Raw genomic sequence first — 13,881 nt, 5'->3', positions numbered from 1 at the left:
CGTACCGTGCGTGAGTGCATGTGTGAGCACACCCATACGGGGAGAAGTGCCTGGGTAAAGCCCTCCCCGACCCCATGTCATCACATCGAGTGATTCTCTGGCCTTTGCTTGCATGGCACAACCCACGGTTGCCAGGCTGTTGCTGTCTGTACAACCTGATGGGAGCGGCCAGTGACTTTCGGTGAGCAGCCGGCGTACCTGCGCGTCGCGGGTGATCTCCGCAAGAAGATCGTCGACGGTTCGCTGCCGCCCCACACCCGCCTGCCCTCCCAGGCCCGCATCCGCGAGGAGTACGGCGTCTCCGACACGGTCGCGCTGGAGGCCCGCAAGGTGCTGATGGCCGAGGGGCTCGTCGAGGGCCGCTCCGGCTCCGGGACGTATGTGCGCGAGCGGCCCGTTCCCCGCCGTGTGTCCCGCTCCGGATACCGCCCGTCCAGCGGTGCCACGCCCTTCCGCCAGGAGCAGGCCGACGCCTCGGTGCGCGGCACCTGGGAGTCCAGCAGCGAGCAGGCCGAGGCCGGGGCCGCCATCGCCGAGCGGCTCGCGATCAAGGCGGGCGACCGGGTCATGCGCACCAAGTACCTGTTCCGGGAGGCGGGCGAGCCGATGATGCTCTCGACGTCCTGGGAGCCCCTCGCCGTCACCGGCCGCACCCCGGTCATGCTCCCCGAGGAGGGCCCCCTCGGCGGCATGGGCGTCGTCGAGCGCATGCGCGCCATCGACATCATCGTCGACAACGTCACCGAGGAGGTCGGCGCCCGCCCCGGCCTGGCCGAGGAACTCCACATCCTCGGCGGCGTCCCCGGCCACGTGGTCCTCGTCATCCAGCGCACGTACTACGCCTCCGGCCGCCCGGTGGAAACCGCGGACGTGGTGATCCCGGCGGATCGGTACCGGGTGGCCTATCACTTGCCGGTAAGGTGAGGCGGCGCCCGACGACTCTGTGCGCCCCTTGAGTGAGGTAGCGCACACCCCGGCACGCCCCGCGGGCGGTTGGTCCGGCCGTGCGGCCTTGGCCAGGTGGCGGCGGGGCGGTGTGATTCGGCCGTTTTCGCTGGTGGTCAGGGGTCACTCGGATATGCCTCCGACTCGGGACAGGGGCGCTCACGACGGCGCGTTCGCTTCCGTGCGCCCCCTGTGTCCTGGCCGGTTGCGTACCTCTTTGTGAAAAGCCGTATTCGCTGCGTGAAGGTTGGGCGTACGCTCGGGCATATGCGTATTGCGGTTTCCTTAGGCGGGGCACGGCGGGGGCCCGGGAAGGGAAGCGGGTGGGCCGATGCGAGAAGGAGTGACGCGGGGGGTGGAGACCATGAGTGAGGGGACGGTCTCGCTGCCCTGGATCGTGATACGGCAGGACGACAACGGCAATCGCTACCGCGTCGGCCGCTACGCGACCCGCGCCGAGGCCCAGAAGATCGCTGACAGCCTCGACGACCGCGGCCACAAACAGCTCTACTGGGTCGAGCGCATCGGCCAGAACGGCGACGGCGCCCGCAACTGACCTCGCGCGCCCTCCCGTAGGCTCCGCCCCATGATCCCCAGCACGCCCAAGACACCCGGAACGGACCGGATCGTGGTGGTGGGAGCCGCCCTGCTCGACGGCGGCCGGCTGCTCGCCGCGCGCCGCAGCGCCCCCGCCGACCTGGCCGGGCGCTGGGAGCTGCCCGGCGGCAAGGTCGAGCCGGGCGAGCGGCCCGAGGACGCCCTGGTGCGCGAACTGCGCGAGGAACTCGGCGTCGACGCCGAGCCGGTCGAGCGCGTGCCGGGCCAGTGGCCGCTGCGGACGCCGTACGTCCTCCAGGTGTGGACCGCCCGCCTGCGCCCCGGCTCACCTGCTCCCCAACCCCTGGAGGACCACGACGAGCTGCGCTGGCTGACCCCGGACCGGATCTGGGAGGTCGACTGGCTCGACCAGGATGTCCCGGCGGTCCGTGAGGTGGCGGACGCGATCGCGAGCGGGGCGTAGCCCCGTAAGGGGCGCGGGGCGCTGTTCGATGTGCGGCCACCGCCGCGTGGGCGCGACCGGCCGCATCGGACCCGCAGCCGCACGGAACCGGCACGACCCGAGCTCCTGGGTGCACGTCCGCCAAGCGGAGCGCGCCCGTTCGTGCCACAGTGCGCCCTCTCGCACGGTACTGCCGCCTGGATATCGGGTATGTGCCCATTAACCCCATGAAACCGGACATGGGTGGGCTCGCTGGCCTGGGAAGTGATCGGCGTGATCGACACCGATGGAGACTGCGCCGAGTGGACCTTTCCCGCGGAACCCGGCGCCGTGCGCACCGCACGCGCCGCGGTGCGCGGGCAGTTGCACGGCTGGGACCTCGACTGCCTCGCCGACCTCGCCGCGTTGCTGGTCAGCGAGCTGGTCACCAACTCGCTGCGGCACGCGACCGGCCCGATCGGCGTACGCCTCGTACGTCCCGTCAAACTGGACGACACCTTGCTGGTGGAGGTCTCCGACCCGCTGCCCGACCCGCCGCGCGAGCGGGTCGCCCGCGACGAGGACGAGAGCGGCCGAGGACTCCAACTGGTCGCCGGCTCCTCGCGCCGCTGGGGCACCCGGCCCGGCGCGAGCGGAAAGACCGTCTGGTTCGAACTGGCGGTGCCCGGGTGAGCCGGTAGCACCCGGGGAGCGCGGGGGTGTACAGCGGGCGGCGGTGCGTCCATCGTGCGCCGCGGGCGCGCGGCCGTCTCCGGAGAGCGTGATTCGGGGGCGTGTTCCCTGGTTAGAAGAGTGGAAGTGTTGTCACGGACGGTCCGAAAAACATCTGGACCGAGCTGTGATCGTGAACACCGTGTCGTGCGGCGCCGTAGTGCTGGATACTGCGGGCAGCCGCCTCCGGTGACCGGTGCCGGACGCGGTGAGCTGGAGGGGACGGTTCGCGTGAGCGAGATACCAGCGAAGGCCACGGAGTCCGAGGACCCGTCGGGCGGCGCGAGGAACCAGGCCGCGCAGGCCGCCACCCGCGACGGCGCGGCACCCGGCGACCCCATGTGGCAGAGCAGTCCGCCCGGTTCCATGTACGACTACATCAAGGTCGCGTCCTTCTCCATCAGCCCCGGCGGGCTGGTCGACCAGTGGAGCCTGCGCGCCGAGCAGCTCTTCGGCGTCCCCGCCGCCCGTGCCGTCGGCATGGACCCGATAGAGGCCTTCATCGACCCCGACCTGCGCGAGCGCGGCCAGCGCAAGATGGCCGAGATCCTCGACGGGCGGGAGTGGACCGGGGTCGTACCCTTCCGGATGCCGGACAAGGCGGACGGCGCGCGCGGCGAGGAAGGCCTCGCCGAGGTCTACGTCATGCCCACCCGGACCGCCGAGGGCGACAAGGCCGCCGTCTGCATCGTCGTGGACGTCCGCACCCTGCGCAGCATCGAGACCGACCTGGCCGCCTCGCAGGCCATCTTCGGCCAGTCCCCGTTCGGATTCCTGCTGATCGACACCGATCTGAGGGTCCGTCGGGCCAACCAGCGATTCGCCTCCATCTTCGGCGGAACCCCGGACGACCACCGGGGCAAGGGCGTCCACGACTACCTGCCGCGCGGTGAGGCCGAGCGGGTTTCGGCCACCCTGCGGCGGGTGCTGGAGAGCGGCGAGTCCATCACCGACATGCATGTCACGGGGTACGTCCCCGGCTCCGAGGAACGCCGGCACTGGTCCGTCAACCTCTACCGCGTGCACAGCGGCAGCGGCCGGCCCATCGGCATCGCCTGGCTCGGCACCGACATCACCGCCCGCCGGGCCGCCGCCCGCGAGGCCGCCGCCGCCCGCCGCAACCTCGCCCTGCTCAACGAGGCCGGCGCCCGCATAGGGAATTCCCTCGATCTGGAGACCACGGCCCGGGAACTCCTCGACGTCGTCGTCCCCGGCTTCTGCGACCTCGCCACCGTCGACCTCTACCAGGGCCTGCTCATCGGCGACGAGACCCCGCCCGGCCTCGCCGACGGCAGCGCCGAACTGCGCCGGGTCGCCTTCGCCAGTGCCGTCGCCGGCGCTCCCTTCACCGCCGCCGGCGAGCCCGTCGAGGTCGGCGCGGTCCATCACTTCCCCTTCAGCTCGCCCTGCGCGGACGCCCTGCGCACCGCCCGCCCACGGCACGTGCCCCCGAGGACGGCGGTCTGGTGCAGTCCACGCTGGCCGTGCCGATGGTCGCCCACGACACGGTCGTCGGCCTCGCCCAGTTCGCCCGCACCAAGGGCAGCGAGCCGTTCGGCGACCGCGACCGGGACCTGGCCGTGGAGCTCGCGGCGCGCGCGGCCGTCTGCATCGACAACGCGCGCCTGTACCGCCGGGAGCACGAGCGGGCGCTGATACTGCAACGCTCGCTGCTGCCGCCGGGCGACCCCGAGGCCTCCGGGCTGGACATCGCCTGCCGCTATCTGCCGGGCAACGCGGCGACGGAGGTGGGCGGCGACTGGTTCGACGTCATCGAACTGCCGGGCCACCGTACGGCGTTGGTCGTGGGCGATGTGATGGGGCGGGGCCTGCGGGCGGCGGTCGCGATGGGCGAACTCCGCACGGCGGTACGGACGTTGGCGCTGCTGGATCTCGAACCGGCGGAGGTGCTGTCGGCGCTGGACGAGATCGCGCGGGGCCTGGGCACCCCGGGCGGGGTGCAGCAGGCGACGCGCACGGCACGCCAGCCGCGCGACGCCGACCTCTGCGAGGTCTACCTCGCGACCTGCGTGTACGCGGTGTACGACTCCGTCACCAGACGCTGTACGTTCGCCAACGCCGGCCATCTGCCGCCGGTCCTGGTCGAGCCCGGCGAACCGGCCCTGATGCTGGACGTGCCGCCCGGCATGCCGCTCGGGGTGGGCGGTGAGCCCTTCGAGGAGGTCGAGGTCGAGCTGCCGGAGGGTGCGCTGCTGGCCCTGTACACGGACGGCCTGGTCGAGTCCCGCGACCATCCCCTGGACGAGGGCCTGCAGGCGTTCGTCGGTGCGCTCACCGATCCCGCCCGCCCGCTGGAGGACGTCTGCGACCACGTCCTCAACACCCTCGACACCCACCACGGCGAGGACGACATCGCGCTGCTGATGGCCCGGGTGCAGGGGCTGCCGGCCGATTCCGTCGGCGACTGGACGCTGCCGCGCGAGCCGCGCAGTGTGGGGCGGGCCCGGGAATACGCCCGGAGACAGCTGCTGAGCTGGGATCTGGAGCCGCTGATCGACACGACGGAACTGCTCGTCAGCGAGCTGGTCACCAACGCGCTGCGGTACGGCGAGGGGGAGATCCGGCTACGGCTGCTGCTGGACCGGACGCTGGTGTGCGAGGTGTGGGACAGCGGCTTGGTGCAGCCTCGCCGGCGGCGTGCCCGGGATACGGACGAGGGGGGCCGCGGGTTGCAGCTGGTGGGGTTGCTCAGCGCGGCGTGGGGCTCGCGCCGGACGCCTCGCGGCAAGACGGTGTGGTTCGAGTTGCCGTTGCCCGGGGGAGAGGCGGGCCTGACCGACCCGGCAGAGGCCTTGCTGAGCCTCTTCTGACCCGGCGTCGGTTCGGGCGGGGCGGTCCTGTTGGCTAGTCAGGCGCCGCAAGGCCGCGGCGGGCCCTGGTCTCCGGGCCCCCGTAGCTCGCCGGAGGCCCCCCGTCCCGGTCCTCGGCCAGGAGCACCCCGCCCAGCACCGCGCCGGCCAGGCCCGGTGTGTCACCGTCGGTGCCCGCGTACGGTGTGCCGTGGCAGCGTACGTCCCGTTCGGCCAGGTCACGGGCCTCGCGGGCCAGGGAGTCGGCCTGGCCGGCGTGGACCACGCCCGGTTTCCGGGCCGCCTCCGCCAGGCGGACCCGTGCCTCCGGGCCCACCGCGCCCCGGTGCACCGCGACGAAGTCCTCCGCCCCGGCGACGGAACTCCTCGCCACCAGCAGCGCCGCGGCGGCCGGCGCGCCGTTGTGGCCCGTCTCCAGCCGTGCCACGGCCCGTGCGATCCGGCGCAGGGCGTCCAGCGGGTCGTACGGTCCCGCCGTCAGCTCCTCCCGTACGGCGGCCAGCACACCGTCCGCGTGGACCAGCCGTGCGTGCAGCTCACCGCTGGTCAGGGGCACCCGCACACTCCCTTTCCGGGCCGCCGCGATCTCCGCCTCCGCGCCGGTCAGCGCGGCCGGCACCAGCTCGGCCGCCTCCCGCAGCTGTGCCGCGAGCCGTTCCACCCCGGTCACCAGGACCTCGGCCTGCGCCACCGCGCCCTCGGCGGCGCGCAGCTGTCCGGCGGCCCGTGCGCGGTGGCCCGCGTCGGCGCTCTGGCGGGCCTCGTTGAGCCGCATGGTGGCGAACACCAGCCGGTCCTTGGCCTGTTCGACATGCCCGGTGACGGCCGCGGTCGCCGAGGGCGTGCAGCGCTCGTGCAGGCCCCTCAGGGCGTCCTCGGCGGCGATCGTGCGGGCCGTCAGGTCCCGGAAGCGTCCCTCGGCCGTCTCCAGCGCCCCGGCCAGCCCCGGCCCCTCCAGCTCCCGCAGCCGGTCCAGCGCGGGAGCCTCCGCGTCCAGCCGGCGTCCCGCCTCCGCGCACCGGCCGACCACACCGACCAGCGCCTGCCGTCGCGCGAGCTCGTCCTCCGGCACGCCCTGCTCGTACCGCCACCAGATCGCGCAGGCGGCCGCCAGCTCGGTCTCGGCGGCCCGCAGGGCATGGACGAAGGGCTCGGTCCCGGCCGGCCCGAACCGCTCCCGGACGAAGGAGAGTTCCTCCCGGCTCGTGCGTACACAGTCGTCGGCCAGGACCAGCGCGGCGCGGGCCTGGCGCGCGGAGTCGGCCGGGGTGGGGGCGGGCGGGGCGACGGAGACGATCCCGGGGGTCGTACGGGTGCGGGCGCGGCGGGTGCGGCGCAGGTATCCGTATCCGGCCAGCACCACGGCCGTGACCCCGGCGACGAGGGGCAGCACGAGGTCGGCGGTGGACGTCCCGTCCTGCTCCGGGGCGGCGGCGCTCGCGACCGTGCCGGCCTGCGCCGCGGGAACCGGATCTTGCGCGTCGGCCGTCATCACCGGCAGCGCCAGCCAGCCGGCCCCGACCACGACAGCCACCACGGCATGCGCCACCCGCACCCGTATGTACGCCTTGTCGCGCCGGGGCCGGCCCCGTATCAGGGAGGACGTCACATTTCGGAGCGTATGGCCAGGTAGGCGCCTTCGCGAGCGGGATGGATACGGGTGGGGGACGAGGCGAGCAAGGGGTCAGGAATGCACGGCAGAGGCAGGGACGGGGGCGGAAGGGACGGAGCGGCCCGAAGGCGGAGGCGAGGCGACCGCCACCGCCGTACGGCGTGACGGATGCCGTGGCACGACACCGGGTCCGGTGACCGGAACACGAAAGCACAGGACCGTAACCGACCTCGCCCTACATCTGGTCGCCGGACGAGGACTCGCGCGACTCGCCGAGGCCCTGGACACCCTGAGCGGCTGCTCTGGTGGGAGCGTGATCGGCGTGGCTATGAAGAACGCCTCCCGATCTTCGAGCCCAGCCACACCAGCGGGTCGTACTTCCGGTCGACCGCGCGTTCCTTCATGGGGATCAGCGCGTTGTCGGTGATCTTGATGCCCTCGGGGCAGACCTCCGTACAGCACTTGGTGATGTTGCAGTAGCCGAGGCCGTGTTCGTCCTGGGCCGTGCGCGCCCGGTCCAGGCCCGTCCCGGCGGCCGCGTCCAGCGGGTGCATGTCGAGTTCGGCGATCCGCATCAGGAAGCGCGGGCCCGCGAAAGCGGTCTTGTTCTCCTCGTGGTCGCGGACGACATGGCAGGTGTCCTGGCACAGGAAGCACTCGATGCACTTGCGGAACTCCTGCGAGCGGTCCACGTCCTCCTGCATCATCCGGTACTCGCCGGGCCCGACGCCGGCCGGAGGTACGAACGCCGGGACCTCCCTCGCCTTCTGGTAGTTGAAGCCGACGTCCGTCACCAGGTCCCGGACCACCGGGAACGCGCGCAGGGGAGTGACCGTGATCGTCTCCTCCCGGGAGAACACCGACATGCGGGTCATGCACATCAGCCTCGGCCGCCCGTTGATCTCCGCCGAGCACGAACCGCACTTGCCGGCCTTGCAGTTCCAGCGCACGGCCAGATCGGGCGCCTGGGTGGCCTGGAGGCGGTGGATGATGTCCAGGACCACCTCGCCGTCGTGCACCTCGACGGCGAAGTCCGTGAGGCCCCCGCCCTCGACGTCACCCCGCCACACCTTGAAGCGGGCCTCGTAGCTGCTCACTCGTACAGCTCCTCTTCGGCGAGGTACTTGACCAGCTCCTCCTTCTCGAAGAGGGCGAGCAGGTCCGGGCGGATGGGGTCGGTGGTCCGGCGGGTCAGGCGGATCTGGCCCCGGGCGGGGTCCGTCGCCGCGAGAGTGCCGGTGGGATCGGTCAGGGTGCAGAGCAGGTTCACGTTGCGCCAGGCGCGGTCCATGGTGGGGTGGTCCTCGCGGGTGTGGCCGCCGCGCGACTCGGTGCGCTCCAGCGCGGCACGGGCCACGCACTCGCTGACCAGCAGCATGTTCCGCAGGTCCAGCGCCAGATGCCAGCCGGGGTTGAACTGGCGGTGGCCTTCGACCCCCGCCCGGCGGGCCCGTACCCGCAGCTCGCCCAGCTTGTGCAGGGCCTGTTCGATCTCGCCCTCGCGGCGGATGATGCCGACCAGGTCGTTCATGGTCTGCTGGAGTTCCTGGTGCAGGGTGTACGGGTTCTCCGGCGGGCCTGCCTCGCCCTCCCGGTCCGTCTCCGCCGAGAACGGGCGCAGGGCCTCCGCCGCGGCCGTGTTGACCTGGGCGTCGTCCAGCGGCGGGCGCTGATACGCCAGCCCCTGCGCGTACTCGGCCGCGTGCCAGCCCGCCCGGCGCCCGAAGACCAGCAGATCGGAGAGCGAGTTGCCGCCGAGCCGGTTGGAGCCGTGCATACCGCCCGCCACCTCACCGGCCGCGAACAGCCCCGGCACCCCCTGCGCCGCCGCCGTGTCGGAGTCGACCGCGATGCCGCCCATCACGTAGTGACAGGTCGGCCCTACCTCCATCGCCTCCGCGGTGATGTCGACGTCCGCCAGCTCCTTGAACTGGTGGTACATGGAGGGCAGCCGGCGCCGGATCACCTCGGCGGGCATCCGGGTGGACACGTCCAGGAAGACCCCGCCGTGCGGCGAGCCCCTGCCCGCCTTCACCTCGGCGTTGATCGCGCGGGCCACCTCGTCGCGGGGCAGCAGATCCGGTGGGCGCCGGTTGTTCTCCGGGTCCTCGTACCACCGGTCGGCCTCCTCCTCCGACTCGGCGTACTTCTCCTTGAAGACGTCCGGGATGTAGTCGAACATGAACCGCTTGCCCTCGGCGTTCCTGAGCACCCCGCCGTCGCCGCGCACCGACTCGGTGACGAGGATGCCCTTCACCGACGGCGGCCAGACCATGCCCGTCGGATGGAACTGCACGAACTCCATGTTCAGCAGCGGTGCGCCCGCCAGCAGCGCCAGCGCGTGGCCGTCGCCGGTGTACTCCCAGGAGTTCGACGTCACCTTGAAGGACTTGCCGATGCCGCCGGTCGCGACCACGACCGCGGGGGCCTGAAGCACGAAGAAACGGCCGTTCTCGCGCTCGTAGGCGAAGACCCCCGAGACGCGCTCACCGTCCTTCAGGACCCTGGTGACCGTGCACTCCTGGAAGACCTTCAGCCGGGACTCGTAGTCGCCGGTCTCGCGATGGTCCTCCTGCTGCAACGCGACGATCTTCTGCTGGAGCGTGCGGATCAGCTCAAGGCCCGTACGGTCGCCGACGTGGGCCAGGCGCGGGTACTCGTGGCCACCGAAGTTGCGCTGCGAGATCCGGCCGTCCTTCGTACGGTCGAACAGCGCGCCCCAGGTCTCCAGCTCCCACACCCGGTCCGGGGCCTCCTGCGCGTGCAGCTCGGCCATCCGCCACTGGTTGAGGAACTTCCCGCCGCGCATGGTGTCGCGGAAGTGCACCTGCCAGTTGTCGTGCTCGTTGGCGTTGGCCATGGCCGCCGCGATGCCGCCCTCGGCCATCACCGTGTGCGCCTTGCCGAACAGCGACTTGCAGATCACCGCCGTACGGGCGCCCCGCTCGCGCGCCTCGATCGCGGCCCGCAGTCCGGCGCCGCCGGCACCGACCACGACGACGTCCCACTCCTGGCGGTCCACCACGGACATCAGACGGCTCACCTGTTCCTAGAAGAAGCGCGGGTCGGCGAAGACCCCGGACGCGACGAGATAGACGTAGAAGTCGGCGAGCGCCACGCTCAGCAGCGACGCCCAGGCCAGCTGCATGTGCCGTGCGTTGAGCCTGCCGACGAGCTGCCACGCCCGGTAGCGCACGGGGTGCTTGGAGAAGTGCTTGAGCTTGCCGCCGACGATGTGCCGGCAGGAGTGGCAGGAGACGGTGTACGCCCAGATCAGCACGATGTTGGCCAGGAACACCAGGGTGCCGAGCCCCATGTGGCCCCAGCGGTAGTGCGTGTCCCGGAACGCCAGCACGGTGTCGTACGTCAGCACGCCCGCGACCAGCAGGGCCGCGTAGAAGAAGTACCGGTGGAGGTTCTGCAGGATCAGCGGGAAGCGGGTCTCACCGGTGTAGCCGCGGTGCGGCTCGGCCACCGCGCAGGCGGGCGGGGACGCCCAGAAGCTGCGGTAGTACGCCTTGCGGTAGTAGTAGCAGGTCAGCCGGAAGCCGAGCGGGAAGATCAGGATGATGATGGCGGGGGAGATGCCCCACCAGTTCCCGAAGAGGTCGGCGTTCGGGCCGGCGTGCATGGTCCGGCAGTTCTGCGCCAGGCACGGCGAGTAGAACGGCGAGACGTACGGCGCCGCGTAGTAGTCCGCATTCGCGAAGGCCCGCCAGGTCGAGTAGACGACGAAGGCCAGCAGACCGGCCGCGGTGACGGCGGGAGCCAGCCACCAGCGGTCGGTCCGCAGGTGCGGGGCGGCGATCGCGGCGCGCGTGGTGGTCCGTACGCCGCCGCTGTTCTGTTGGGGTTCCGTACCAGTGGCCAAGGCAGGCTCCGGTCGTCGGGGATCAGGGGGCGTGGCGGTCGCGGGCGCCCAGGCCCTCGTCGTCCGAGCCGACCCACAGGCTGGTGTCGTACGGCGTGTCGGAGATGGTGACGAGGTCGGGGCGGCGCGGGCTCTCCCGGGTGTCGGCCGCCTCGCGCAGCAGCGCGAGGCTCTCCCGCAGATGGTCGGCGTCCAGCCGGACCCGGCGCATCTCCAGGCCGCCGCTGCCGAGCTGGTGCTCCAGCCGCCCCAGCGACCGGTACAGATCGTCGATGGAGCGCTGGACCGAGGTGATGTCGTCGTGCACGGACATGACGTGTCCTCACTTCCGCGGGTCCGGCCGGCCCTGGGCGACGTTCGTGCGCCTTGGAGTGTTGCGCGTCACACCTGCCGATGTGAAGGCATGTGCAGCGATTGGCGGAGGCGTACGGGTGTATCTCGCGGTGCGTTGGGCCGCACGGGTGGGGTTACCGCCCGTCGTCGCCGTGTCGCCCGCTGTGGCCGGATCCTTTCCTCTTCAGTGGGCCGCATAGGTCTGATGAGCTCCATATACCGCCAAACGTGATCATAACGCTCATGGCGCCCCGGAGGTAGCAGAGATGTACGACGTTCGGCAGCACCCCGAAGGGGCATGGGGCGGTATCGACATGCGGCTCCGCCGCGGGGCGTGCTCGGCCACGACGGCGCCGCGGACGACGGACGGCACCTCCCGGCGCCGCCGGCGCAGCGCCACCGCCCTGCTCGCCGCCGGCGCGCTCGCGATGCCGTGCCTCGCCGGCTGCGGCTCCGACGACGAGGTCAGCAAGCCGCTCGCCGCGCAGGACATCCTCCCGGCCGGCCGTGACCTGGTCGCCGAGGGCGGCACCCTGAAGTGGGCCGTCGACGCCGTCCCCCAGACCCTGAACACCTTCCAGGCCGACGCCGACACCGGCACCAGCCGTATCGCCCAGGCCGTGCTGCCGTCCCTGTTCCGGCTCGACGCCGGCGGCCGGCCCGTGCCCAACCCCGCCTTCCTGGAGTCGGCCAAGGTCATCGAGACCGAGCCGCGCCAGGTCGTGCTGTACAAACTGAACCAGCAGGCCGTCTGGAGCGACGGCCGGGAGATCGGCGCCGCCGACTTCCTCGCCCAGTGGCGCGCCCTGTCCGGCAAGAACAGCGCCTACTGGACCGCCCGCAACGCGGGCTACGACCGCATCGAGAAGATCGAGCGCGGCGCCAGCGACCTCCAGGTGCGGGTCACCTTCTCCCGCCCCTACGCCGACTGGAAGTCGCTGTTCTCCCCGCTGTACCCGAAGGACGTCATGGGCGCCCCGGACGCCTTCAACGACGGCGCCCGCCGCAAGCTGAAGGTCACCGCGGGACCCTTCACGCTGGACAAGGTCGACACCGCCCGGAAGGACGTCGTCCTCACCCGCAATCCGCGCTGGTGGGGCAGGCCCGCCAAGCTGTCCCAGATCGTGCTGCACGCCGTACCCCGCGACAAGCGGGCCGAGGCGCTCGCCGACGGCAGCGTGGACCTCGCCGACATCGAGCCCGCCGACGCCGAGCGGATCGGGCTCGCCGCCCGCAACACCGTGAACCCGCTGCAGGGCGCCGGCCGGACCTCGGTGAAGAAGCTGCGCGCCTGGGCGCTCGCGCACGGCTTCGACCGCGACAGGGCCAAGGCCGGCCAGAAGAAGCTGCGCACGGCCATCGCCACGTACCTGGACGAGCAGCAGGCGCTGCGCGACTTCGAGGTCCGCAAGTCCCTGGAGCCCTCCTACACCCAGCTGGCCCTGAACGGCTCCGAGGGCCCCCTCGCCGACGAGCGCGTCCGCCGGGCCGTCGCCCGCGCCCTGGACCGCAAGGAGCTGGCCAAGCTGGTGCTCACCCCGCTGGGCCTGCCCGCCGTCCCGGTCGGCAGCCACCTCGCCCTGTCCGGGCAGCCCGCCTACGCCGACAACAGCAGTGCGATCGGCGGCCAGGACACCAAGGAGGCCGAGGCGCTGCTCGCCGACGCCGGCTGGGTGCCCGGCGGCCCGATCAAGGAGCAGCAGCAGAAGAAGAAGGGCCAGAAGGCGGCCGGCCCCCAGAGCGACAAGAGTCACAAGGGCGGCCGGGGGGACAAGTCCGACGGCGGCAGGGACGGCCAGTACATCGTCGGCGAGGACAACCAGAACAACCAGAACAGCCAGAACAACGAGAACAGCGACAGCAGCGACAACAACGACGACAACAAGAGCGGCGGCCGGGGGGACGGCGGCGACCGGCACCTGGCCCAGCAGGGCGAGCACGGGGGCGCGCCGGGCGCCTACGCACCCAAGGGGACCGCCGCGCCGGGCGCCCCTCCGACGGCACCGCTCGCCAAGGACGGCAAGCCGCTGCTGCTTCGCTTCGTGCTGCCCTCGGGTTCCGGCTCCCGGACGCTGTACTCGGTCGCCGAGCGGATCTCGGCCATGCTGGAGCGGGTCGGCATCCGGACGACGATCACCAAGGTGCCGGACGAGAGCTACTTCAAGGACCACATCGCCTCCGGCGACTACGACCTCTCGCTGTACTCGTGGCCGTCCTCCGCGTTCCCGGCGACGGACGACCGGCCGGTGTACGCGAAGCCGGTGCCGGCGGCGGACGGGTCGGTGAACGTCGAGCAGAACTACACGCGGGTGGGGACCGACCAGGTCGACCAGCTCTTCGACCAGGCCGCGGCGACGCTGGACGAGGGCGAGGCGGTCTCGCTGATCCGCAGGGCGGACTCCAGGATCTGGGCCGCGGCCGGGTCGATTCCGCTGTATCAGCGGCCTCAGCTGGTGGGGGCGCGGAGGAATCTGGTCAACGCCGGGGCGTTCGGATTCCAGACGCCGGTCTACGAGGACATGGGCTTTCTGAAGAAGGGCGCGAAGGCCTCCGCAAGTCCCAAGAACTGACCTCGGCG

At 71.9% G+C, this 13,881-nt stretch carries 10 protein-coding genes and 1 pseudogene; 6 read left to right on the top strand and 5 right to left on the bottom strand.

What is annotated here, in order from left to right; all coding sequences use genetic code 11:
• The first annotated feature begins 171 nt into the window (after positions 1-171).
• The 5 genes and pseudogenes from BFF78_RS15570 to BFF78_RS15550 all read left to right on the top strand — a co-directional run bounded on the left by BFF78_RS15570 (position 172) and on the right by BFF78_RS15550 (position 5,487).
• Positions 172-924 carry a GntR family transcriptional regulator gene (locus BFF78_RS15570; protein ID WP_069778912.1) on the top strand — a complete coding sequence of 251 codons (753 nt, stop codon included), beginning with the start codon at positions 172-174 and terminating at the stop codon, positions 922-924.
• A 385-nt stretch (positions 925-1,309) separates the two neighbouring features.
• Entirely contained in the window at positions 1,310-1,501 is a 192-nt protein-coding gene (locus BFF78_RS15565) for an SPOR domain-containing protein (RefSeq protein WP_055709733.1), read from the top strand.
• A 30-nt stretch (positions 1,502-1,531) separates the two neighbouring features.
• Positions 1,532-1,966 carry a (deoxy)nucleoside triphosphate pyrophosphohydrolase gene (locus BFF78_RS15560; RefSeq protein WP_069778911.1) on the top strand — a complete coding sequence of 145 codons (435 nt, stop codon included), beginning with the start codon at positions 1,532-1,534 and terminating at the stop codon, positions 1,964-1,966.
• Positions 1,967-2,188: 222 nt separating this feature from the next.
• Positions 2,189-2,617, top strand: coding sequence for an ATP-binding protein (locus tag BFF78_RS15555; protein WP_069778910.1), 429 nt, complete (start codon positions 2,189-2,191; stop codon positions 2,615-2,617).
• Between the two features lie 270 nt (positions 2,618-2,887).
• Positions 2,888-5,487 (top strand): annotated as a pseudogene (locus tag BFF78_RS15550) (SpoIIE family protein phosphatase).
• Positions 5,488-5,521: 34 nt separating this feature from the next.
• Here the strand turns inward: BFF78_RS15550 and BFF78_RS15545 are convergent.
• The 5 genes from BFF78_RS15545 to BFF78_RS15525 all read right to left on the bottom strand — a co-directional run bounded on the left by BFF78_RS15545 (position 5,522) and on the right by BFF78_RS15525 (position 11,283).
• On the bottom strand, positions 5,522-7,096 hold the full coding sequence (locus tag BFF78_RS15545; RefSeq protein ID WP_069778909.1) for a hypothetical protein: 1,575 nt from the start codon (positions 7,094-7,096) through the stop codon (positions 5,522-5,524).
• A 329-nt stretch (positions 7,097-7,425) separates the two neighbouring features.
• The gene (locus BFF78_RS15540; RefSeq protein ID WP_069778908.1) at positions 7,426-8,196 is read right to left on the bottom strand and encodes a succinate dehydrogenase/fumarate reductase iron-sulfur subunit; all 771 of its coding nucleotides are present in this window, start codon (positions 8,194-8,196) and stop codon (positions 7,426-7,428) included.
• A complete protein-coding gene (locus BFF78_RS15535; RefSeq protein ID WP_069778907.1) occupies positions 8,193-10,130 on the bottom strand; it encodes a fumarate reductase/succinate dehydrogenase flavoprotein subunit in 1,938 nt (645 codons plus the stop codon). Before BFF78_RS15535 ends, BFF78_RS15540 begins: the two co-directional genes overlap by 4 nt.
• A gap of 18 nt (positions 10,131-10,148) precedes the next feature.
• Positions 10,149-10,970, bottom strand: a complete 822-nt coding sequence (locus BFF78_RS15530; protein ID WP_069778906.1) for a hypothetical protein — start codon at positions 10,968-10,970, stop codon at positions 10,149-10,151.
• Between the two features lie 22 nt (positions 10,971-10,992).
• On the bottom strand, positions 10,993-11,283 hold the full coding sequence (locus BFF78_RS15525) for a hypothetical protein (RefSeq protein ID WP_069778905.1): 291 nt from the start codon (positions 11,281-11,283) through the stop codon (positions 10,993-10,995).
• 334 nt (positions 11,284-11,617) lie between these two features.
• On the opposite strand from BFF78_RS15525, the gene BFF78_RS15520 reads away from it, so the two are divergent.
• Positions 11,618-13,873 carry an ABC transporter family substrate-binding protein gene (locus tag BFF78_RS15520; RefSeq protein ID WP_193433662.1) on the top strand — a complete coding sequence of 752 codons (2,256 nt, stop codon included), beginning with the start codon at positions 11,618-11,620 and terminating at the stop codon, positions 13,871-13,873.
• Positions 13,874-13,881 lie beyond the last annotated feature (8 nt).

The organism is Streptomyces fodineus, from assembly GCF_001735805.1.
GTDB lineage: Bacteria > Actinomycetota > Actinomycetes > Streptomycetales > Streptomycetaceae > Streptomyces > Streptomyces fodineus.
This window is presented reverse-complemented; position numbering and strand designations above follow the sequence as displayed.

Coding starts and splice junctions, on each gene's coding strand:
- BFF78_RS15520 (WP_193433662.1), top strand. CDS start 11,618: ATGCGGCTCCGCCGCGGGGCGTGCTCGGCCACGACGGCGCCGCGGACG.
- BFF78_RS15535 (WP_069778907.1), bottom strand. CDS start 10,130: ATGTCCGTGGTGGACCGCCAGGAGTGGGACGTCGTCGTGGTCGGTGCC.
- BFF78_RS15525 (WP_069778905.1), bottom strand. CDS start 11,283: ATGTCCGTGCACGACGACATCACCTCGGTCCAGCGCTCCATCGACGAT.
- BFF78_RS15565 (WP_055709733.1), top strand. CDS start 1,310: ATGAGTGAGGGGACGGTCTCGCTGCCCTGGATCGTGATACGGCAGGAC.
- BFF78_RS15560 (WP_069778911.1), top strand. CDS start 1,532: ATGATCCCCAGCACGCCCAAGACACCCGGAACGGACCGGATCGTGGTG.